Origin of the sequence: Paenibacillus sp. FSL R7-0340 (assembly GCF_038002205.1) — a bacterium.
In the GTDB taxonomy this organism is placed as follows: domain Bacteria; phylum Bacillota; class Bacilli; order Paenibacillales; family Paenibacillaceae; genus Paenibacillus; species Paenibacillus polymyxa_B.
Map to the genome: position 1 here is coordinate 2,024,228 of NZ_JBBOBY010000001.1, position 24,124 is coordinate 2,048,351.

Here is a 24,124-nt window from a genome sequence, read left to right on the forward strand (position 1 = left end):
ATGAATCCCTACGCCGATAGCCGGTGGGAGTAGTGGAAGAGCGAAAAGGCCTCTGAGCCACCTGTACGGGTGGCTCAGAGGCCTTTTTTATGTTTACTCACCGCGCAAAGCGTACCCCTGCGTCTCCCACACACGTTAGAGAATTGTGGGATTTTAAGGCGGGCAGTGAGCGAAGCGGGCCATTTGAATCTGGAGAAGCGGTAGTGTTCGCTTTTGCTGTGGGATTCTTACCTATAAATGTTTTATCCAATTCAAGAATCCCACCGCAACGGCGATCGGAAGATCAAATGGACTGCGTAGCGCCTCCTCCCGCCTTAACTCCCTATAACCCTTTAACAAACCTCTCTATTTTATCCAACCCTTGCTCCAGCACATCCTGCCCGTAAGCATAAGACAAGCGAATGTATCCTTCGCCATAGGAAGAAAAGGCATCTCCAGGTACGACAGCCACTCCATGCTCTTCCAGCAGCTTCAAGGTAAAATCCATAGAGCTTAATCCAAAATGCGCGATGGAAGGGAAAAGGTAAAAGGCTCCCTCGGGTTTCTCCAGCGGGATACCCATGTCTGTCAGCCTTCCATGTACATAATCACGACGCTTGCGGTATTCCTCACGCATCGGAAGTGCATCATCGACACCAGTGGTCAAGGCTTCCAGGGCAGCATATTGGCTAATCGAGCTGGCACAGGTTACGTTGTACTGATGGACTTTGACCATGTGCTGTGTAATTTCAGCGGGTGCAAGTGTAAAACCAATGCGCCATCCCGTCATGGAATGTGATTTGGACAGACCGTTGATGACGATGGTACGCTCCCGCATACCTGGTAGAGCTGCAATGGACACGTGGGGGGTATCGTAAATCAGTTCACTGTATATTTCATCCGAAATGATAAACAGATCACGCTCCTTCAGTAAATCCGCGACCGCTTCCAGTTCTTCACGGCTCATCACTCGTCCGGTTGGATTCGAAGGATATCCGAGAATGATTGCTTTTGTCCGTTCGGTCAGATAAGGCTCCAGCACCTCGGCCGTGAGCTTGAAGCCGCTACTGCGGGTATCGGCAAACACAGGAATGCCGCCTGACAAACGGATCAATGGCTCGTACCCTGGGTAGATCGGGACAGGTAGAACAACTTCATCGCCGGGTGACAAAATCGTGCGTAAAGTAATATCCAGCGCTTCACTGGCTCCATTCGTTACGATAACCTCATCCTGTCCACGGTAATTCAGGCCGTATTTACGAGCTACAAACGTCACTGCGGCTTCTCGTAATTCCGGCAGTCCTGGATTAGGTGTATAGGAGGTGCGTCCTTCGTTAATGGCCCGATGGGCTGCTTCCATAATATGCGCAGGGGTAGGGAAATCCGGCTGTCCGATCGTTAATGACAGGGTTCCGGGTAATGCGGCAACTTTGTTGGCGATTTTGCGGATGCCGCTGATTTGAATGTTTTTAACCTGATCGTTAAGCAAATGCTCCATAGCGTATGTGCCACCTTTTTCTGTATTAGAACAAGTTTACAATAATTTGATCTGAATATGCTACGGCAGGAAGAATTCATTTTTATATGATGGCTTTGCAAACATCCAATAAGCGACTTCCAATGAACAATATATAGACCGAAGTGGTCTAGTGCGTCTATATATTGCACTTTGGAGCGACTGGAATCGAATTTTTCAAAATCCTTACATAATTCAGGTACTAAATTGACTAATTTATGGTATCTTAAAAGAAGAATATATTTGTAAGCGTAATCATAGTAAAAATGGGGAGGGGAGTATCTTTTGATGAAACAAGAATACATAGTAAAAATATTACCCACGAAATTAAAAAGGTTCGGAATCACATGGCTCAGTGTCATACTGGTGCTTTCAGCTGGAGGGCCGGTAGGGTTGTCCAGTGGAAAAGCTTCGGCAGAGCCTGCATCTTTTGCAGGAAAAGAGGTGCAACCTTCACCCGTAACTGTAGGGGCAAGTGTATATGCAGATGTCTATTTTCCTAAAAAGCTTCGCATCCACGATATACAGGGGGTAGCACACCGTTCTCCATATGAAGGACAAAAAGTAGCGGATATTGAAGGCGTTGTCACAATGGTGAAGGGGAGCAGCTTCTATATCCAAGAGATGGATGATCAAGTGGATCAGGATGAAAAAACATCCGAGGCCATTTTAGTGTACAAGCCTAGTCACGGTGCACAGGTAGGGGATGAGGTAAGGGTTAGCGGTTCGGTGAAGGAATACACGGAAAGAACATATGCAAGTAAGCCAATCGACTTGACGACCACAGAAATTGTGGCTTCTTCGGTTAAGGTAATTGCCAATGACCGTCCATCGCCATCTCCAATTTTGCTAGGTGAACAGGGACGTGTGATGCCGACATCTGTTGTGGATAATGACGGAATGAAGGTGTTTGATCCACAGGAGGATGGCTTGGACTTTTTCGAAAGCCTGGAAGGCATGCGTGTAGAGTTGAAGGATGCCACTGTGATTGGTCCTTATGGTTATGAAATTCCAGTCCGAATTGATAACGGTCCAAACACAGGTGAGGTTGTAACGGAGGCAGGCGGACTCATGCTGACAGAAAGAAGTCTGAACCCGCAACGGATTCTGATTGATGCGAAGCCTTCGACATCGTTGAAGACAGGCGATCGTTTTGCGGGTCCTATCACAGGTGTGGTGAGCTATAGCTTTAGCAATTATAAGCTGCTGCCAGAGCGTATGCCGGATGTTGTACCTGGCGGCCTCCAGCCAGCCAACACGCGTTTGTTACGCGATGATCGTAAGCTGACAGTAGCTTCTTTTAATGTGGAAAACTTCGATCCCGGTGATGGAAAACGAATAGATCAGCTGGGGCAGGCTATTGCCGTAAATTTGAATCATCCGGATATCATAGGATTGCTGGAAGTGCAGGATAATAACGGTGAGAAAGACGATGGCACCACAGACGCTTCCGAAAGCTTCCGAGTGCTCATAGAGGCGATTCGTGCTCATGGAGGCCCGGAGTACGCTTTTACAGATATTGCCCCTGAAAATAATAAGGATGGCGGTGCCCCCGGTGGCAACATCCGTGTTGGCTTCTTGTACAATCCGCAACGTGTTACGCTGACCGACAAGCCCAAGGGGGATTCAGTTACGTCTGTCACTTATGGAGTGCAGGGACTCTCTCTCAACCCGGGTCGGATTGATCCCCTGAATGCGTCATTTGAAGACTCGCGCAAGCCGTTGGCCGCTGAATTTGAGTTTGAAGGCGAGCAGGTGATTGTGGTCTCTAACCATTTTAATTCCAAAGGGGGCGATCAAGCGCCATTTGGAGGAATTCAGCCACCTGTGCGAAGCAGCGAAATACAGCGTGCGAAGATTGCAACGATTGTGAATGGCTTTGTAAAGTCGGTACTGCAAGTGAACCCTAAGGCCAATATAGTGGTGCTCGGTGACCTGAATGATTTTCAATTTTCGGAAACGCTGGCTTTGCTACGGGGGCAGGGATTGACCAATCTGATTGACAACTTGGATGAAAAGGAACGGTACTCCTATATTTATGAAGGTAACTCGCAAACATTGGATCATATGCTGGTCAGCCCGTCACTGAGCAAAACATCCGTGCTGGATATCGTTCATATGAATGCAGACTTTAGTGCGGCGGACGGGCGGGTAAGCGATCATGATCCGTTGGTTGCGCAAATAGATTTGCCGCGCAAAACGGAAGAACCACCAACAGATGGTGGGAGTGGCCGAAATGACGATGACGATGACGATGAGGATCAGCAGGATAACGTTGGAAACGCCAACGCTGGGAATAGCAGTAGCAGTAACATGAATGGAACGGTAAATGGGCAGGGTCAGACTGCCAGTAGTGTACCCAATGGAAGCAGCCTGTCTGGTACAAATGTGGTGCAAGTCAAGTCTTTAATGATCGGAGTGGAGCAAAACGGACTGAAAAAGGCAGTTGCTCAAGTAACAGCTGCTGAAATACAAAAGGCCATTCAAAATGGCGCGAAGGGTACGCTTGTGATCCGTGCAGGGGAGCAAGTAGAAGCGAGGACGTACGAGGTTCATTTAAACGGTGAAGCTTTGGGAGCCGTCTTGAACGACCGTATTCATACCCTTCGAGTGGAAACGCCACAAGGTGGATATGAAGTAGCAACAAGTCGTTTGTCTCTTCAGAAACTGGCTGATACCTGGCAGGTGCCTGTAAAACAAATTTCCTTGAATGTTTCCGTCGCTTTGAACGAAGAATTGGCTAAACGCTTGGATGTTCCGACAGGGCGCAAACTGTTACAGGCTTTGGATATCGCCGCTGAGCTGAGAAACGAGGATGGACGGAAACAGCTTTTGGCAGGTAACGGAGACTCTGGTAGTGGGTATGAACGTTATCTGTTACGTGTTCCTGCAACGGTCGATGCAGACCAGCTTGCTGTAGTGAAGGTATCGACCAACCAAGCCGGACAGCTGTCCTATCAGCCTGTTCCTTTTCACGCTGCGAGTGAGGAAATAACCGTGTATGGACGTTCGGGAGGGACTTACGCTGTGCTTGATGGCGGGGCTTCTGGTGAAGTCAGAACGTTCATGGATATATCCGGCCATTGGGCGCAGCAAGACATTACACGGCTGGCGACTCGCCTGCTTGTGACGGGGACCGATTCAACAGCGTCTACAGCTAGTGCGACTCATGAAAGGGACTTAGCGAACATGCATTTTGAGCCTGAAGGCCAGATGCGACGCTCTGAACTGGCAGCGATGCTGGTTCGTGTGCTTGGACTGGAGCGTACAGATCGCACGCTGACGAGCTTTGACGACGTTCAAACCGAATCGTGGTATGCGGATTCCGTACGTACCACAGCAGCAGCCGGGCTGATCAACGGCTATGCTGACGGAAGCTTCCGTCCTAATACACCGGTATCGAGGGAGGAACTGGCTGTGATCATAGAGAGAGCCTTGCGCTTCGCTGGGAACACAGAAGAACATACAGGAGAAGTGAGTGAAAGTATATCTGTATCATTATCGGATGCGCAGGAGATCTCTACATGGGCAGCTCCGGCTGTGAAGACTTTGTCTGGACTAGGTATTATGAAGGGAGACGAGAAAGGCCGTTTTGGCCCGGATACATCTGTGACGAGGGCAGAAGCAGCGATTGTATTATCACGCACACTGGATAAGCTACATTGGGAATAGGAGACTTCATTACACAAATGTCAGATTGATTGACTTTATACGATAGTTAAGTTATCTTTTGTGGAGAGGTAGTATGATAAAGTAGAATGAATGACGAATGAAGAGGTGAAATGTCGTGGGAGTAACAGCTAAACAAATTTTTGTGAATTTACCAGTTAAAAACCTGCAACAGTCCATTGATTTTTTCACTACCATCGGATTTGAATTCAGCGCTCAGTTCACTGATGAACATGCAACCTGTATGGTTGTTAGTGAGCATATTTTTGTCATGTTATTGGTTGAAGAACGTTTTAAAGCGTTCACGACAAAAGAAATTTCAGATGCTACAAAAAGTACAGAAGCGATTGTTGCCTTATCGGTAGAGAGCCGAGAAAAGGTGGACGAGATCGTCCACAAGGCTTTGGAAGCAGGCGGCAAGCCCTCGAACGAACCTCAAGATCATGGTTTTATGTATGGATGGAGCTTTCAGGATTTGGATGGTCATCTGTGGGAGTTCTTTTATATGGCAGAGCAGTAATGGAAATAAGAATGATGAAGTAAACGAAGTATTATGGAAAGTAAGCTATCCTCAAAAGATAGTTTGCTTTCTTTATTGTATGTTATCGAACTCACCGGGAGGAATCACAATGTCTAACGAAATGAGAGTCTACCCTGTTCAAGCTCTGAGCGAAGCCCTGGCAGATTCACTGAGTCGACTGTTAATCGACGTGGTTGCAGACGGTGCATCTATAGGTTTCTTACCCCCATTAGGTTATGAGGAAGCAGCAGCTTATTGGAACAATGTACTTGAGGACGGTGTAGTTCTGTGGATTGCTGAGAAGGACGGAGTACCAGTAGGGACGGTACAGCTGCATTTGGCTCAAAAAGCTAACGCTATTCATCGTGCGGAAATTGCAAAGCTTATGGTGCATCCGTCCGGACGCAGACTGGGGATCGCACGACAGTTAATGAAGGTAGCGGAAGAAGAGGCACTAAGTCAGGATAGAACGTTACTGGTGCTCGATACGCGGGTGGGTGACCCCTCCAATGGACTATACGAGTCGATCGGGTTCGTAGAAGCTGGTGTTATTCCGGGTTATGCTCAATCAGCCGATGGTCAGCTTCATGCCACTCGATATTATTATAAGCCATTAAATCTGTATTCTAGTCATAGCTGAGCATTTACCGAATAATTGTGGTATATACGGGTAATCATAACTTGTCATAGGATTACATAGTTTTTTCCGCGTTTATTCGACTGGAAAAGCACGGGAATAGAAACGTATAATAAAGAGGGGATCAGAAAAGGTCTTTTTATGTCAATTTGGGTGTACTGAATTGAAGAACGTAGCAAACACAGCGGAGGAATCAGAGAATATGAGGTTGGAGCATGATTTTTTAGGTACCAAGGAAGTGCCATCAGATGCCTATTACGGTGTACAAACGCTGAGAGCAAAAGAAAATTTTCCAATTACAGGCCAAAGACTGCACCCTGAGTTGATTAAAGCCATGGCGATCGTGAAAAAGGGAGCAGCGACGGTAAATATGGAACTAACCCGTTTACATCGCCCCAAAGCAGAGGCCATTATTCAGGCTGCTGATGAGATTATACAAGGACAGTTGCATGATCATTTCATCGTCGATCCGATTCAGGGCGGCGCAGGCACGTCCATTAATATGAATACAAATGAAGTGATTGCGAACCGTGCGTTGGAGCTGATTGGCAAGCAACGCGGAGATTATCAGGAGATCAGTCCTAATAATCATGTTAATATGGCGCAATCGACGAACGATGCTTTTCCTACAGCCGTACACTTGGCTGTATTAAGTATGATTGATAAGCTGTTAGCTACCATGAGTGAGCTTCAGGAAGCATTTTCCCGGAAGGCAAATGAGTTTGATAGTGTGATTAAAATGGGCCGGACTCACTTGCAGGATGCAGTGCCCATACGATTAGGGCAGGAGTTTCAGGCTTATGCGCGTGTGCTGGGTCGTGATATCGGACGCGTCCGTGCGACCAAGCAGCACCTGCTAACGATTAATATGGGTGCAACTGCGGTGGGTACTGGCCTGAATGCAGACCGTCGTTATATTCAGCGTGTCGCAGAGGTACTGGCAGAAGTCAGTGGCTTCCCTGTGGAAGCTGACGAAAATCTTGTAGATGCTACACAAAATACGGATGCTTATACTGAAGTGTCTGCTGCCTTGAAAATTTGTATGATGAATATGTCTAAGGTGGCAAATGACATCCGGTTAATGGCTTCCGGACCTCGTGCAGGTCTGGGAGAACTGAGTCTGCCTGCTCGTCAGCCAGGGTCATCCATTATGCCGGGCAAGGTAAATCCGGTGATGTGTGAGGTCATTAACCAAATTGCTTTTCAGGTCATTGGTAATGATCATACAATCTGCTTGGCTTCAGAGGCTGGTCAGCTCGAGCTGAATGTGATGGAGCCTGTACTGGTCTACAATCTGCTGCAATCGCTGGAAATTATGAAGCAGGGCTTCCACGTCTTCCGCATTCATTGTGTGGAAGGGATTGAAGCGAATGTGGAGCGTTGTCGTGAATATGTAGAGAACAGTGTAGGCATTATTACAGCGCTTAATCCGCATCTTGGATATGAGGTGGTATCACGTATTGCTCGCGAAGCAATTACGACTGGGAAATCGGTGCGTGAGTTGTGCTTGCTGTACAATGTACTGACCGAGGAGGAGCTGGACATTATATTGGACCCGTACCAAATGACTCAGCCTGGTATTGCCGGAGAATCTTTGCTGAATCGCGAATAATGATGCGGAGTATGGAGTTTAGACAGCTTTGAGGCAAGACGAAGATAGCCCCGTCGAATCTGGCGGGGCTATTGTTATGTGATAACACAGATGTAATACGGGTGCCAGCGTGCATAGGGGAGTGTCCTGTCAAGGATGATATGGCTACGCTTATGGTAGAAAAGGGAGAGTTGGATGTTGCTAGAGAAATTATTGGCATACAAGGAATTAGGAATAGGACTCATTGTACTTTTAGTGTTGTTTGCGCTCATCATCAGAGGACTGATACGTAGTCGCAGAAATCGGATTTTACGTGATCTGGACCCACGCAAAATTGGAATTCAGGATATAGATCGTATGGAGGATGGCTCGGAATTTGAACTTTATTTGCAACGGTTATTATCCGCGCTTGGCTATAAGGACATCTATAAAACAACCAGTAGCCGGGATTTTGGAGCGGATCTGGTTTTTACAGACCGTGAAGGCGTCAGAGTAGTCATACAGGCCAAACGTTATGGGGTACAACATCCGGTAGGCCTGGGAGCAGTGCAGGAGATCTATACCTCTATGCGTTATTATGCAGCTGACAAGTCCCTCGTCATCACCTCCGGCCGGTACACGGAATCCTGTAAAACACTTGCTGCTGTCAACGGGGTTAAATTATTAGACCGCAACGACTTGATCGACATGATTGATTTATTCAAGACGAAACGGCGCGAGGAAGTCATGGATCTCATAGAAAGTAAAACCGAAGTGATTGCTTCCAAATGGAGCGAAAGATAATCATAAAAGGGACTGAATTACTGGTGACGAGATCGAAGCCCAGTAATCAGTCCTTTTTATTTTTTAACATAATGCTTGCTCTTATATTGTTAACATTAGATGCCTGTCCAGACATCCTTAGCATAGCGTTTCTCCTGTTGGAGACGATCCAACCATTGCTGTGCTTCTTCTTTATTGGTATGGTGTGCTTCCGCGTAAGCAGCACAAAGGGTGTTTTCTACATCGGGAGCCATCCGGCTACCATCACCGCATACATACAGATGCGCTCCTTCATCAAGCAAGTGAATCAGAGTGTCCGCATCTTCCTTCATGACATGCTGCACGTATCTTTTGGGTTGATCGGGCAGACGTGAAAAGGCTGTATGAAGCGTAACGATTCCCTCCTGCTCCCAGGCTTGCAGCTCTTGCTTGTACAGATAGTCAAGCTTCGGATTACGGCAGCCATAGTATAGATGAGCCTCGCCGAGCTGCTCTCCTCTCTCCTTAAGTACATAGCGTGTCTGTAGGAATCCGCGGAATGGTGCCACTCCAGTACCCGGACCGATCATGATGACAGGCACGGCTGGATCTTCCGGTAAACGGAAGCCCGACTGAGGCTTACGCACAAAAATGACAATAGGATCATCTGGTTGGAGCTGTGCCAAATAATTAGAGGCAATTCCTAGGTATTCACCTTGTCCGCTACGGGCTGGTCCACGCACGACGCCCACTGTTATACTCGCCGAATTATCCGATTCAAGCGGAGAGCTTGAGATGGAGTAGTACCTAGGCTTGAGTGGTGGTAACAGCGAGATAAAGTTTTCAAATGGCAGCTCGCAGGCTGGATACTTCTCCAGAATATCCAGCATCGTGACGCGCTTCTGTCGTATCTCTCGATCAAAGGTAGTATCCTCCAGCAAAGCTTCAATTTCTTTCTTGTGCGGTGGACACACTGTAAAGGATGCCAGTTGCCGTAGCTGGGCTCTCGTTGCCGGTTCTTGCAGTTCCACACTGAGAGTGAGCAAATCTCCTATACTGACAGGCCGATCTAAGGGGAGATGCGCCGCATCCCGGTCACTGCCTCTCAATACGATGTAATCCTGTTCCTGTAATTTAAAGCGTTGCATCACCCTTTTGACTAGCGAAGCAGGATTACGCGGCAACACACCAAGGTGGTCACCTTCGCGATAGGACAATCCGGTTGGTAATTTGAGCTCCAGATGTCGTGTACTGCGTTCACTTTCAGCAGCAAGCAGCTCACGATTCGCTGTAACGACGGCGGTCACTGCTCCGTAGTTGTCTGCAAGAGGTGTACTGAGTATGGCGCTGACGAACTCTATGCTCAGGCTGTTGCTGTCCTGCGGTTCTGTATCATTGTGCTCTACCCCGAAAGCATTCAACAAATCCGGCCATAAGCCGTGGTTCCAAGCTTCCCAATCCTTCTCGAAGTCACCGCTGGCATCGCCCTCACCCCGGTCATACAGTCGCTTCGCCCCTTTGGCAGACATCAGCTTGTCGATCAGCCTTGGAATACGCTGATACGTGCTGGCCCAATTGCGGTCGCCGCAGCCGAATACAGCGTACCTTACGCCTGCCAGCTGCCCCTCGTCTGCCTGCTCCAACCATTGTACAAAGGCATCAGCATTATCCGGTGGACGCCCGTTATAAGATGCGGTTGTAATAAGTACCACGCCTTCTTTAGGCAAATTGTCCACACGATCATTCAGAGTTGCTATGCTACTGTTGAAACCCCAATTTCGACCTAAATCGGCTAGTTCACCTGCAAGTCCCTCAGCTGTACCCAGATTCGAGCCGTACAAAGAAAGCAAAGAAGTATCATGTTTTTCGGCATGGGGGGGTGCAACCTTTTGTTCCTCTTGTTCATGAAGTTCTTGAACGGCATCTGGCAGCATAACGGCAGTCTGTGTGCTGCGCGGGCGTACTTGAATGGTGAAGCCCTCCGGCTTGAGTGTGAGCGTTTCTTTGACTTTCAACTCATAATGAGTATGATCAATCAGCTCAAAATGTTTCAGTACCATACCCAGCACAAGAGTGGCCTCCTGTAAGGCAAACTGCTGTCCAATACAGGCGCGTTGACCGTTGCCAAACGGTTTGTAGGCATCTTGCGGAATGGCGGATGGGTCCTCGAAGCGCTCCGGTCGAAATTCCTCAACATCTTCGCCCCAAGCCTCGGTATCACGGTGCAGTTTTGGAATGAGTACATTGACGCTGTCACCTTTTTTAAGTGGGTAGGTTCCGTCGAGCAACGTATCTTCTTTGGCAAAGAGAGAGAACGCGGGCGCTGTCGGCCATAGTCGCAGAGCTTCATTCAGTATCATCCTTATGTACTTGAGTTCACGAACCTGAGTATAGGAAGGCAGCGAATCGGTGAGCACGCGATCCACTTCTTCATAGGCCTTGGTTAGCGTTCGCGGATTCTTAAGCAAATAGTAAATAGCAAAGGATAAAAGCCCACTGGTCGTTTCATGACCGGCGATGAGAAAAGTGATGATCTGATAGCGGATATTTTCATCATCCAGCGTTTCACCAGTTTCTGGATCTTTGCCTTCCAGCATACGTGCCAGTAAATCCTCTTCTCCTTGGTTGCCAAGGGTTTTGCGTTCTTGAATAATGCTGTCTACCAGCGAAAACATCGTTTCGATGTCGTGTTTAAACTGCTTTCTCTTCGATAGCATCAGCTTGTTTTGCAGATTGAGGCGTTGCAGCTGACCCATTGCTTCATCCAGTGCGCGTGTCATACTGGTCACGAACGGATGGGGCTGATCGCGATAGAAGCTGTTAAAACGATAATTAAAGCCGCATAATCCGATCGTATCCAAAGTCAGCCGGGTCATATCTTCCGGAACCTCTACACTTTCATCGGGATTGAGCCGAGACCATTTCTGTATCAGCTGAACAGCAAGATCAAGCATCATATTGTGGTAACCCTTCATGGCCCGCTGACTGAAGCTTGGCAGCAAAATTTGGTGGGCCTTGCGCCAGTTCGGTTCCTCAGTCCAGCTTGTGAATAGTCCGTCTCCTGCAAAAGCTCGTACTTTTTGTAGTGGGGCCCACACTTGTTTGTCGAAACGGGATTCATCACAAGCATCTGCGACCAGCTTATGACCGGAAATATAAATGTTCGTTCCTTCAGGCAGATCCATGCGAAAAATTGGACCGTACTCATAAGAAAGCTTAACCAGAGACTGGACAGGGGCATGTGTATCGATCAAGGGCAGATTACCTAAGGGACCATAAGTTTTGGGCTGTGGAATTAAATCTGTCGAAGTCATTTTTAATGTTGCTCCTTTCGGATTGAAATAGAGTGATGGTTTCAGAGTACCTATGTTTTCCAAATTACACTTTATTCTTACGATATAAACGAAAATAAGTGAATTTGGACAGTTCGTATAATAAAAGAAGCATAAAAATATACATTTTTTACATGTAGATCTCATTTATCATGTTCTATTTACAATGAATTTACAGAAACTCTTATGAAAAAATATGCTTTTATAACCGATATAAAGATGTTGGGGATTTCCAAATTATGCTGAGGTGATATGTCATGAAGAAGCGAGCAAAATTGTTGAATTTTAGGTGGATTCCCATTGTCACAGTCTTTGCATTATTGCTAAGTGCATGTGGGCAGTCGGCAGCACAAACCAAGGCTCAGCCCATTAAGGTGGGAATCGTACTGTCAGATATTGGTCTGGGTGACCAATCTTACAGCGACGCGGCTTTTCGAGGTTTGGTCAAGGCAAGGGATGAGGGGAAGATTGTTTTTGAATACCGGGAAATAACTGAGACCAAGACGTATGATGCGGCTTTTGAGCAGCTTGCTCAAGAAAAGGCTGATTTAATCATTGGGCTGGGTTACATGGTGAAGGACAGTTTGGAATCCATTGCTAAAAAATATCCAGACCGTAAATTTTTAATTGTGGATGAGAAATCAGATTTACCGAATGTGGCCTCTATTAGCTTCAAAGCAGAAGAGGGCAGTTTTATGGCTGGGGTCGTTGCGGGTTTGACGAGTCGAACCGAACAGGTAGGTTTTCTCGGAGGTGCGGAATCTCCTTTGTTGAAAAAATTTGAAATTGGGTATCGCGCAGGGGTGCAATCAGTCAAGCCTAATGCCAAAGTTACTGCAACGTATGCAGGAGATTTTGGAAAGCCGGAACTGGGTACGGAAATTGCAGATGACATGATTAATCAGGATCAGATTGATGTTATATTTGCAGCCGCAGGTCTTACGGGTGTAGGTGCGCTACAGGAAGCGCAAAAGCAGCAAAAATTAGCCATCGGGGTCGATAGTGACCAGTTTTTTATTGCGGAAAAAGCGGTAGTGACCTCGATGTTTAAAAATGTAGACATTGCAATTTATACAGCAATCAAAGGCTTTGCAGATCATCAAAGAAAATTTACGGAGAAGGATATGGTGTTTGGTCTTGCAGAAGATGGTGTAGGTTTAGCGCCTATTCGTGTCGTGACACTGAATCCGGATCAGCAAAAGTTGTTGGATGATTTAAAGGAAAAAATCAAATCCGGCACACTTACTGTACCCACCCAATAAATTTTCGCAAACGGAGGATGAAGGCTGATGAAACTGCAAGGTAAACTGGTACTGAACGCGATGATTTCCTTGATCGCTTGCCTGGCTTTAGTGGCTTATATCATTTTTGAATTAATTCGTATTAACTCGCAAAGTAGTAATCTGGTTCCGGCTATGTTGAATGTACAGCAGCTCAATGCCTATTTGATTCAGTCAGGGCAGGCACTGCAAAATTATTCAGCTTCCATGACGGAGAGCAACAAAGCCGATGTGCAAAATCAACTGACTCAGTCTGAAAAGACGATTGCATTGCTTTCACAGGGCATGATGCAAACCGAAGCGCAGCAAAAGCGACTGAATACGATTAAAACAAAATTCAGCCAATTGAAAGTAGCAACGGAGAAAGCCATGAGTACCCAAAACAGCCCGGAGTCCAAGCGGGAGGCCATGCGTGCCCAAGGGATTCAGAACGATGTATTTATGCTGGATCTGCTGACCAAGGCACGTTATGACCAATACACAGAAGATTTGACCAAGAGCATTCGTTTTACATGGCAATTGGCCTTGGCAGGTGCAGTTATACTTCTGGTGGCGGTTGGGCTATATAATACATATACATCCAGGCAGCTTGCCCTTAGAACACGCAAATTAACGGATGCCGCAAAGCAAATTGCTGAGGGAAATCTGACAGTGCAGCTTGCCCAAACCAAGGGACGCGATGAGCTGGACGAGCTCAATGAATCTTTCCGGGTGATGATCGGGAACTTGCGCAGCATTGTACTCTCCATTGATCAGGCGGGTAATCGTGTCGATCTGATGGCTCGGGATATTGATCAGCATAATGAGGCCATGAAGGAAATTGTGACACAAGTCAGCACGTCAACAGAGGAACTGGCAATAGGCAGTCAGAAAATTGCTGAGGATCTGTCGTCGACAGTTGGCGTTGTGGACGAGATGCAGCAGAAGTTTGAATCGAATCTACTGGAAACCACACAATCGACCGCGTATAGTGAGGATGCTTTGCGTGTCATTGAGCAGGGTACGCGGGTCATGAGCGATCAACTGCGTATTGTTGCAGAAAATCGTTCAGCCATGTCCGAAGTGGAGCAGACGGTCAAGGAGCTGGAGGCTAATGCAGTCGAGATTACAACCATGACTGGATATGTCTCCGAAATTGCCAGCCAAACATCGCTGTTGTCCTTGAATGCTTCTATTGAGGCTGCACGTGCAGGTGAAGCAGGAAAAGGTTTTGCTGTTGTTGCCAATGAAGTGAAAAAGCTGGCGAATCAATCAGAGTCTGCTGTAAAGAAAATTTATACCGCAGTTGACGGTATCACGCAGGCTATGGATAAGGTGAAGATTTCTGTGGCGCAAAGTCAGGAGCTGTTCCGTGAGCAGGAGAAGGCAACCTCCTCAACCGGCGAATCGTTTACAGAGATTAGTGGCAAAGTGCAGCAAATTGCCAGCCAAGTCAGCAAGTTATCAACGGACATGAATGTATCGCGAGAACTGAGCGTACAGGTACAGCAAGCTATCGAAAATATCAGCGCAATCACTCAGCAATCCGCCGCAGGCAGTGAAGAGATTACGGCTTCCACGGTAGAGCAGAAGCGTTCATTTGAGGAATCGGCTGAGAAGGTAAAAGAGCTTCGTCAGATTCGCGAGGAAATGCAGCGGGAGCTAGATCGTTTTCAGGTGGAAAAGACAAGCTAAAACCTGTGAAGCAAGTATCTGTTTTTGCTGAATAATGAATACAAGCAGTGCCAAAGAAGAAGTTCTACCTTGTACAGGGAGACTTCTTCTTTTTTATATGAATGTTGTTCCTTATATTAAGTTTGAATTACATAGGCAGGGAATTCCGACTCTTGCGTCAAATAGTAATAGGGAGAATATGTCACCAGTATATGGGTCAGAGGAAGATGGACAACGAAGTCCGGAAGGATGAAGTTACGGGAATGCTGCGACTTAAGCTTCGATTGATACTGAAAAATAAACAGACAAGATTGATTCTACTGCTTACTCTGTGCGTGTCGCTTGTGATTAGCGTGATCGGCTTGCTATCGTATTCAGGATACCGTGAAGGTTTGGATACCGAGCTGAACACACCCAATATAGAATTATTGCAAATCAATCTGGATGTGACCAATCGGGCTTTTCGTGAGTCTGATAACAAGGCGCTGGACGCAGCCTATCATCCGGATGTAGAGGCTTTTGTACGTGTCCAAACGGACGGGAAATCGCTGGAAGACAACGCCTCCGTCATAGATCGGCTTCAGAAATACTTGAAAACCCTTTCTTCGCACGAAGAAATTTATTCGGTTGAAGTTATTTCTTTGGACAATCATGCTCTCGTATCCAGCAATTATGGTTACATGCCTGATTGGAAGCAGGCACCGGATACCACATGGGTTCCCTGGATTCAGGACATTCAAAAAAAGCCGTTGTTGATTAAGCGGCGATGGTATGGCACTGATCGTGAGCAGGGGACGATAGAGTTGCTTTCGCTGGCCAGGCCCATAGTAAAGAATGGTCGGGTCATGGGTGCGGTGCTAATCAATCTGGATTACGATCGTTTTTTTTCCAAACTATATATTCATTTATCCAACTCGCAATACGTGTATGATCTGGACGGCGAGTTGATCTATCCCAAGCTGAAATCGTCCTTACCCTTAAATGATATGGGCAGGATTTTGAAAGAGCTGGATGTGAGCCCCTATGCTTATGTGGAGATAGGGGACATGGAATATATGGCCAACCAAACCTTTTCAGATGTAACGGGCTGGCGTCTAGTATCGCTCGTTCCGATGGACAAGCTGCTGAAAAATGTAAAGCTGGCGCGCAATATGATGCTGTGGCTGGCCTTTATCTCCATACTGGCTGGGTGCTCAGCAGTTTACTATTACAATTATGCAGCTTTTCGCCCCATGAAAAAAATTAATAGCCTATTAAATTCGGGCAATAAGGGAACGCGCCAAGGAGGATTGTATGACCTGGAACCTGTGATTAGCAAACTGGTTGGAGAGTTTCACCGCAAATCATTGGTGGTAGAGCGAAGCCTGCCGGAGCTGCGTTCCAAATATATGGAAGATGTCATCCAGCGTAGAATGGGCATACAGGAAATGCGTATGAAATGGGAACAGTATTTTTCCGATTGGGACGGCCATTCTTTGTTTGTCATGATCGTGTCCATCGACCGGTATTCTGCGTGGGCCGCAAGCTTTCCAGAAGAGGATAAAATGCTGCTCAAGTATGCGCTGAACAATATTTTGCTAGAGATGCTCGAACCTCACTGGAAAGCAGTATGCTCGCCGGAGGAGGAAAGTGGTTTTATTGTGCTGTTACAGTTCAGCGAGAGTTCGAATGAAGTTGGTACAGAGACTGACCTCCAAGAGAGCATTTTGCTTCAGAAAAGCGTGGATAGGCTGATTCAGGTTGTCGGTGAGTATCTTCCTTTGACTATTTCTATAGGGATTGGTCATATAGTCACGGATATTCAAGAGGCACGGGCGTCTTTTATAAAAGGAAAAGAGGCCCTTAATTTGCGTTTGTATGAGGGGTATGGACGTTCATATACGAATATAGACAGCAGCATAAGTGTGAAAAAGGATAACACAGTGGATGAACAGTCAAAGGAGCAGATTCAGGATTCAACATTGCTGGACAATCGGCGTGTGGAAATGATTCGTGCCCTGGAGTCACAGGAACCTGGTGCAAGTGTAAAGCTAATCAGCCACTGGGTAGAAGAACTTCGACTCCACAGAACATCCCCAGCCCAGGTCTACTTGTTTGTTCATGGATTGCTGGAAGATTTGCTAAAATGGTGTACCACTCAGAGTGTGACGCCGCCGGATCAGCTTGCTGATTACCACTGGAATCAGATTCTGACACTAGACCTTCAAGACATTGAGGTATTGCTGGTCATTATGTTGACTGATATCGAAGAAAAATGGCACGGTCGCATTCAGTCCAAAGATTTTGTGCGTGTACAAGAGATGATCGAATATATGGAACATCATTTGCATTTGAACATCGGGCTTCAGGAAATTGCGGATCATGTTCACATGAGCGTGTCCTCGGTGAGCAGCATGTTCAAGGAAGAAACGGGGACCACCGTTTACGATTATTTGACTGGATTACGCGTAAAAAAGGCATGCACATTACTATGTGAAACCCATTTGAAAATCGGTGAAATTGCAGAACAGGTCGGATACCGAAATGAGAACAGCTTTATTCGGGTATTCCGCAAGCACAAACAAGTGACCCCAGGGAAATTCAGACAAATCAGCAAATCTTCCAATGAATATGCAGATCGGTCAAAAGGCCGATACTTTGGCGAAATAGAAGATAAATACGAAGATTAAGCGATAGCTGTAGCCCTCCACGTTGCGGTACATTGACTTCATGTAAACGCAAACAACAAGACCGAAAACGTTGGAGGTGAAAACGGGCGCATGACGGGCCCAGTTCATTTTTGGAGAAGAGGAAACATAATGAAGAAAAAGCCATGGCAAAAATATGTGCTGGTTGCGGCTGGAGTAGCTATGCTTTCTGCCTTGAGTATCAGTGAATATGTGGATCACCGCACCCTGCAGGATCACAGCCGTATATTTCCTACGAAGCCAATAACACTCGTCGTTCCTTATGCGGCCGGAGGCGGTACAGATATTACCGCGAGAGCGTTGGCGAAAGCCGCCGAAAAGCATCTCGGTCAGCCGATCATCGTCGTTAATCGAACGGGAGGAGGCGGTTCTGTCGGGCTGATGGAAGGGGCTGAGGCGCAGGCGGACGGTTATACTGTAACGTATCTGGTCGCTGAGCTGACTACGTTGCCTCATTTGGGACTGCTACCGCTCACCTATGAGCGATTTAAGCCGCTGCTTCAAACCAATATGGACCCTTCCGCCATTACGGTCCGGGCGGATGCACCATGGAAGACAGCGGAGGCATTTCTGGAGGATGCTGGGGCCCATCCCGGCAAGCTCAAAATGGGGAATGCAGGCACGGGGAGCATATGGCACCTTGCTGCCGCAATGCTGGAGCAGAAAAGCGGAGTCCGCTTTACCCATATCCCTTATGAGGGAGCAGGCCCAGCCGTCTCCGCTTTGATGAGCGGATTTGTGGATGCTGTACCCGTCAGTCCCGCAGAAGTGAAGAAATACGTGGACGAAGGGAAACTTCGCATACTGGCGATCCAGGCAGACACTATTTCGGAAGCGTTTCCAAAAGTGCCGACACTACAACAAGCCACTGGGCTGCGTGTACATTTTATCGGTACTTGGAGAGGGCTGGCTGTACCCAAGGATACACCGGATGAAGTTGCTCAAACGCTGACGGATGCACTGATCAAGGGGACGAAAGACGAGGAATTCAGGGAGGAAATGCGTAAGCATGGGTTGGGATTGCGTGTCCAGGATGCAGAGGCATTCGCGCAGCAACTGAAGGAGAGTCATGATACCTTCGCAAGACTGATTCCCGAGCTCGGCTTGAGCCGCAAGTAATACGGCCTTGTTTTTGCATTGGCAAAAACGAAAGGGTTGAACGAAGTAATGAAAATCAAACAAAACATTGATAAAATTCCAGGGGGCATTATGCTGGTGCCGCTGTTTATTGGCGCACTTTTTCATACATTTACTCCATGGGCAGGCGACTATTTTGGATCTTTTACCAAGGGGCTGATGACAGGTACGGTACCCATTTTAGCAGTGTGGTTTTTTTGTATGGGTGCTTCTATAGATGTGCGAGCGACGGGTACTGTATTGCGTAAATCAGGAACGCTCGTATTGACTAAAATCGCGGTTGCGTGGGTAGTGGCGATCATTGCATCCAGATTGCTGCCTGTTGGTGGTGTAGAAAGTGGACTATTTGCAGGTTTGTCAGTGCTGGCGCTGATCTCGGCTATGGATATGACGAACGGCGGGTTATACGCCTCCATTATGCAGCAGTATGGCTCCAAGGAAGAGGCAGGAGCATTTGTACTGATGTCACTGGAATCGGGTCCGTTGGTGACCATGATTATTTTGGGTAGCACCGGGCTGGCCGTTTTTGAACCGCAGACATTTGTGGGGGCGGTATTACCATTTTTGGTCGGCTTTATGTTGGGCAATCTGGATCATGATTTCCGAAAATATTTTGGGAACGCAACGCAAGCTTTGATTCCATTTTTCGGTTTTGCACTTGGTTGTTCCATTGACCTGAGTGTCATTGTCCAGACAGGTATGCTTGGTATTTTATTGGGTGTTTTTGTCATTATCATTACAGGTATTCCACTGATTTTGGCGGACAAATATATCGGTGGTGGCAACGGTACAGCAGGAATTGCAGCCTCTAGTACAGCAGGAGCAGCAGTAGCCAATCCAGTCATTGTCGCCAATATCAAGCCTGAGTTTCTGCCTGTTGCGCAATCTGCAACGGCCTTAGTTGCCGCTTCGGTCATTGTGACCTCGATTTTAGTACCTATTCTGACGGCATACTGGGCCAATTATATGAAGCGTAAGGGGAAATCCCAAGAAGCGGGGCCTGTAAATCCAGGGGCGAATATACCTAAATAAAGTTTGGATGATAATGATCTCAACTTATGGACCTTTCCATTACCCGGGAAATGCTTTTGCAGTTATACCTTCAATCCTAACATTACAAAACTTGTCCTAAAACGCTTCTGCAAACATACATATGTAAGCAGAGGAGCGTGATGGGATTGGAAAACAAGGTGCGTCGCTACTACCAGTTAAAGCAAAAGCAAAAAGAAATTGAAGGTGAACTGACTGATTTGCGTAATGACATTACCGCTCATTGTGCACAGCAGGAAGTATCAGATTGGGAAATTGGCAACTACCGAGTCAAGATTATACAGCAGCACCGCAAGGAATACGATCATACAAAGCTGTATGATTCACTGCCTGATCCGCAGCTATGGCGCTTGTTTTCCAAGCCGGATACGTCGAAGATTGCCAGTTTGCTTAAGCTCAAGGTCATCGCAGAGGAGCAAATAAAAGATGCCGTTTCTCTTAAAACGGTGACGCTATTGCAGGTGGATAAAAAATAAATAAAAAGAGCTGCCCCCGTTTTCGGAGCCAGCTCTTTTTATTGTCTGTTGTTACTAGTCTTCCAACTTCACGCTCTATGAGTTATTTATCAGACAAACTTTTTCCCACTCCTTTGAGAAAATGAATGCCAAATCCCATTGCCCGGTTTACATCTGGATCATTCATTGCCTTCATAAGATCGCGCAGACGAGTCTTTTTATTCTGCTTTAGATGTTCTTCGGCTTCGTTCAGGCCATTGGTAACGCTATTTGTCAGCTTTTTCATCAGCTCGGGGTCTACCTCAGACAGCATCCCTGCTGCTCCCATGAGATTATTGATGATGTTCGTCACAGGCTTACGCGTCGCTTGTCCTACAGCGATTTTGGCGATGCTTTCTTTGGCTTTTAGCATAGACTGAGCTGCTTCGAGAAGACCACTGTCGTGCAGCTCGCGTACGATTTCAAGCGTCTTCTGCAATGCCGCCCCATTGTCCGCCAGATCAGCAGTAAGCTGATCCAGCGATTGTTTTTGCCGTTCTTCTTCTGTCAGAACGCGTTTTCTCACAATTGAAATAGGCTTAGCCACGGCTTGACCTCCTTATTTTTGATCCACCAAATCGACGTAACCGGGACGGTTCCACTTACGGTCCACTTCAACCCCATTTTGCGGATGACGTTTTTTGTAACGCGGATTGATACGTGGTAGTGGATTTTGACCGTCTACCTCCAAAATTTGCATCCGTACTTTGGCTTGTTTATAGGCCGGTGTACGGGTGACCACATCGAACGCTCCACCAGTTAACAGATTGACCGCACCATCATGGCTGGTAGAGTGCATTGGCACATAAATTTCAGTTCCCTGCACCCGGTCTGTCACCAGAACACGTAGCTTGACCGCACCATAAGGGGATTCCAATCGAACCAGCGATCCATTAGTGATTCCGCGCTCCTCAGCCAATTCAGGTGACACTTCCACAAATACTTTTGGAAGTTTGAGCTGAATACCCGCTGATTTGGTCGTCATATTTCCTTCATGAAACTGTTCGAGCAGTCGACCATTATTTAAGGTCAAATCGAATTCAACGGGGTACTCTTTCGGTGGTACATATTCGAAAAGTCCCAATCGAGCTTTTTTATCCGGAAAGTTAAAGCCGTTGCTGTGCAGTAGCGGTGTATTGCTACCATCCGGCGATCCCCAGTGGAAGCTGTTCCAGCCTTCCAATACGTCATAATTACATTGGGAGAAAAATGGAGTGAGCGACGCCATTTCCTCAAAAATTTCACTTGGATGGCTGTAATCCCAATCAAATCCCATGTGCTTGGCAAATTGGCTGAAAATCCACCAATCTGGTTTGCTGTCTCCTAGAGGGCGGAGTGCTTCATATAAACGCTGAACACGACGTTCGGTGTTCGTAAAGGTTCCATCTTTTTCGAGTGAAGGTACGGCTGGCAAAATAACGTCAGCGAATTCAGCTGTCTTGCTTAGAAATACATCCTGAACGACAAGGAAATCCAAGTTCGCCAGCATTTCTTGGGTATGGTTGGAGTCAGCATCCACCCATGCCATCTCTTCTCCAGCGATATACATCGCTTTGAGCTTACCTGTTTCAATAGCTTCCAGCATCTGAATGTTGTCTAGTCCGCGTTGACCTGGAATTTGTACGCCGTAGGCCGCTTCGAACTTGGCACGAATGACATCGTTCGTCACGGGCTGATAGCCCGGGAAAATATCCGGCATCGTACCCATATCGGCAGCACCCTGCACATTGTTATGTCCGCGAAGCGGATATGCGCCTGCACCCGGACGCATAAAGTTTCCAGTCACCAGCAGCAGGTTGGCAATTGCAATCGAAGTGTAAGAGCCTGCGATGTTTTGCGTCACACCCATGCCCCAGCAAATGGCAGTGCCGTCGGCTTCGTGAATCATAGTCGCTACCTGAATCAGTGTCTCTTTGGAAATACCAGTTTCCTGTTCGGCAAATTCCAGGGTGAAACGCTCTAGCAACTTCAAATATTCAGGATAGAAGTTTACATGCTCTTCAATGAATTTTGCATCATGCCAGTTTTGCTCAATGATGTATTTGGCTACAGCGGATAACCATACATAATCAGTACCTTGCTTCGGACGAATGAACAGATCTGCGCGTTCTGCCATTTCATGCTTGCGCAGGTCGACCGAGATCAACTTTTGACCGTGCAGCTTATGCGCACGTTTGATACGAGTAGCCAGCACTGGATGTCCTTCTCCCGGCGCGCAACCGACCAGCATGACCAAACCTGCTTTGGCAATGTCTTTAATCGTACCGCTGTCCCCACCGATGCCTCCGGTGTATTGCAGCCCCCATGACGCAGGAGATTGGCAATACCGTGAGCAATTATCGACGTTATTCGTTTGGAAGACCTGACGAGCCAACTTCTGCATCAAATAGTTTTCTTCATTGGTAAATTTGGACGAAGAAATAAAGCCGAGTGCCTCACCGCCGTAAGTTTCTTGAATAGCTCCCATTTTGCTGGCCATCAGGCTCAGTGCCTCTTCCCAGGTTGCTTCCACAAATTCGTCACCTTGACGAATTAAAGGGGAGGTCAGACGCTGATCACTGTTCACAAAATCCCAGCCAAATTTCCCTTTTACGCATGTCGAGATACCGTTAACAGGTCCCTCAGAGGTAGGTTGTACCTTCAAAATTTTGCGGCCTTTGGTCCAAACCTCAAAGCTGCAACCTACACCGCAAAACGTACAGACGGTTTTCGTTTTTTTCGTACGGGTTTCACGCATCGCTGCTTCGGCTTCGGAAATAGCAAAAATCCCACTATAGCCCGGCTCCACTTCCTTTATTAAATCCACCATCGGATTTAATAAATCCTTGTTCATGCCACTCATGAAGCCTGCTTCTCCCAGCATGGATTTCTCCATCAAGGCATTGCATGGGCAGACGGTTACACACTGACCACAGCTAACGCAGGAGGAATCGTTAATCGCAACCCTGTCATCCCATATGACGCGAGGGCGTTCAGCTTCCCAGTCGAGGGACAGCGTTTCATTGACCTGAAGGTTTTGGCATACCTCTACGCATTGGCCGCATGCAATACATTGATTGGGGTCATATCGATAGAAGGGATGAGACATATCTACTTCTGTCGGGTCAACTTTCGGTTGGTACGGATATTTTTGATGTTCAATTTCCATTAGCTCTGCTGTATTATGCAAAGTGCAATTACCGTTGTTGTTATCGCACACTGTGCAGTAGAGGAGATGATTTTCCAGCAATCGGTCCATAGCCTCGGTTTGAGCTGCTTTCGCGCGATCCGAATGTAAATGAATATTCATTCCATCGGAAGCCAGTGTCGAGCAGGAACGCATAAGTTTTCCGTCCACTTCCACGATACATGTGTCACAGGTACGGATCGGATCGACTTCGGGAACGTAACACAGCTGGGGATGGGCGATGTTATTTTCGTTAATCACTTCAAGAATCGTTGCGCTGTTCTTCGTTTTCAGTTCCTGTCCGTTTAATGTAATTTTGATCGCACTATCAGTCACGGTTCAGGCTCCTTTCAGATTTTAAATTTAAAAATTAGGAATAAAAAAACTCCACCATAAACACAAGTGCTCGTGTTCCAGCACTTGTGTTTATGGTGGAGTAGTGACCAAGCTCTAGGTCCTGGAGGCCAATCCGCCATTTGAATATGTATTAATAACAAACAGTACGCACCGTCTGTATATCAATAACTTCTGAATAACTTAGATATGTCATTTTCTGCATTTCATCTCGTGTAACTATAACGTAAAATTTAAGATAGTTCAACGGTACATTATTAATTTTTTAATTGATAATGATTATCGTCTGAGAAATCGAAAAATCATTGACAAACGTTC

The 24,124-nt window shown here is 46.9% G+C and carries 15 protein-coding genes; 11 read left to right on the top strand and 4 right to left on the bottom strand.

The features are described from left to right. Positions 1–322 precede the first annotated feature (322 nt). On the bottom strand, positions 323–1,477 hold the full coding sequence (locus tag MKX59_RS09025; RefSeq protein WP_076264707.1) for an aminotransferase A: 1,155 nt from the start codon (positions 1,475–1,477) through the stop codon (positions 323–325). Positions 1,478–1,783: 306 nt separating this feature from the next. Here MKX59_RS09025 and MKX59_RS09030 point away from each other — a divergent pair, with 306 nt between their 5' ends. From MKX59_RS09030 to MKX59_RS09050, 5 genes are all read left to right on the top strand, one after another. Continuing rightward, positions 1,784–5,167, top strand: a complete 3,384-nt coding sequence (locus MKX59_RS09030; RefSeq protein ID WP_076264706.1) for an S-layer homology domain-containing protein — start codon at positions 1,784–1,786, stop codon at positions 5,165–5,167. Positions 5,168–5,282: 115 nt separating this feature from the next. After that, positions 5,283–5,684: a VOC family protein gene (locus tag MKX59_RS09035; protein WP_023989581.1), complete on the top strand. Its 402-nt coding sequence runs from the start codon at positions 5,283–5,285 to the stop codon at positions 5,682–5,684. A 109-nt stretch (positions 5,685–5,793) separates the two neighbouring features. Next, complete coding sequence (locus MKX59_RS09040; RefSeq protein ID WP_076264705.1) at positions 5,794–6,324, top strand: GNAT family N-acetyltransferase; 531 nt, start codon at positions 5,794–5,796, stop codon at positions 6,322–6,324. A gap of 199 nt (positions 6,325–6,523) precedes the next feature. Then, positions 6,524–7,933 (top strand): aspartate ammonia-lyase, encoded by a 1,410-nt coding sequence (gene aspA / locus MKX59_RS09045; RefSeq protein WP_013311251.1) that lies wholly within the window; start codon positions 6,524–6,526, stop codon positions 7,931–7,933. Between the two features lie 174 nt (positions 7,934–8,107). Next, entirely contained in the window at positions 8,108–8,695 is a 588-nt protein-coding gene (locus tag MKX59_RS09050; protein WP_028542537.1) for a restriction endonuclease, read from the top strand. 95 nt (positions 8,696–8,790) lie between these two features. Here the strand turns inward: MKX59_RS09050 and MKX59_RS09055 are convergent, their stop codons facing one another. After that, entirely contained in the window at positions 8,791–11,967 is a 3,177-nt protein-coding gene (locus tag MKX59_RS09055) for a bifunctional cytochrome P450/NADPH--P450 reductase (RefSeq protein WP_076295490.1), read from the bottom strand. 275 nt (positions 11,968–12,242) lie between these two features. Here MKX59_RS09055 and MKX59_RS09060 point away from each other — a divergent pair, with 275 nt between their 5' ends. The 6 genes from MKX59_RS09060 (at position 12,243) to MKX59_RS09085 (ending at position 20,268) form a co-directional block, all read left to right on the top strand. Further along, positions 12,243–13,247 (top strand): BMP family lipoprotein, encoded by a 1,005-nt coding sequence (locus tag MKX59_RS09060; protein ID WP_023989577.1) that lies wholly within the window; start codon positions 12,243–12,245, stop codon positions 13,245–13,247. A gap of 27 nt (positions 13,248–13,274) precedes the next feature. Further along, positions 13,275–14,939: a methyl-accepting chemotaxis protein gene (locus MKX59_RS09065; protein ID WP_023989576.1), complete on the top strand. Its 1,665-nt coding sequence runs from the start codon at positions 13,275–13,277 to the stop codon at positions 14,937–14,939. Positions 14,940–15,145: 206 nt separating this feature from the next. Next, positions 15,146–17,587: an AraC family transcriptional regulator gene (locus MKX59_RS09070; RefSeq protein WP_081365994.1), complete on the top strand. Its 2,442-nt coding sequence runs from the start codon at positions 15,146–15,148 to the stop codon at positions 17,585–17,587. A 129-nt stretch (positions 17,588–17,716) separates the two neighbouring features. Beyond that, positions 17,717–18,724, top strand: coding sequence for a tripartite tricarboxylate transporter substrate binding protein (locus tag MKX59_RS09075; RefSeq protein WP_023989574.1), 1,008 nt, complete (start codon positions 17,717–17,719; stop codon positions 18,722–18,724). Between the two features lie 48 nt (positions 18,725–18,772). Further along, on the top strand, positions 18,773–19,774 hold the full coding sequence (kdgT, locus tag MKX59_RS09080) for a 2-keto-3-deoxygluconate transporter (protein ID WP_068942432.1): 1,002 nt from the start codon (positions 18,773–18,775) through the stop codon (positions 19,772–19,774). Positions 19,775–19,914: 140 nt separating this feature from the next. After that, positions 19,915–20,268: a hypothetical protein gene (locus tag MKX59_RS09085; RefSeq protein ID WP_013311244.1), complete on the top strand. Its 354-nt coding sequence runs from the start codon at positions 19,915–19,917 to the stop codon at positions 20,266–20,268. A gap of 82 nt (positions 20,269–20,350) precedes the next feature. Here the strand turns inward: MKX59_RS09085 and MKX59_RS09090 are convergent, their stop codons facing one another. Both MKX59_RS09090 and fdhF read right to left on the bottom strand, forming a co-directional pair. After that, positions 20,351–20,833, bottom strand: coding sequence for a DUF1641 domain-containing protein (locus MKX59_RS09090; protein ID WP_068942430.1), 483 nt, complete (start codon positions 20,831–20,833; stop codon positions 20,351–20,353). 12 nt (positions 20,834–20,845) lie between these two features. Next, positions 20,846–23,788, bottom strand: coding sequence for a formate dehydrogenase subunit alpha (fdhF, locus tag MKX59_RS09095; RefSeq protein ID WP_340858287.1), 2,943 nt, complete (start codon positions 23,786–23,788; stop codon positions 20,846–20,848). Positions 23,789–24,124 lie beyond the last annotated feature (336 nt).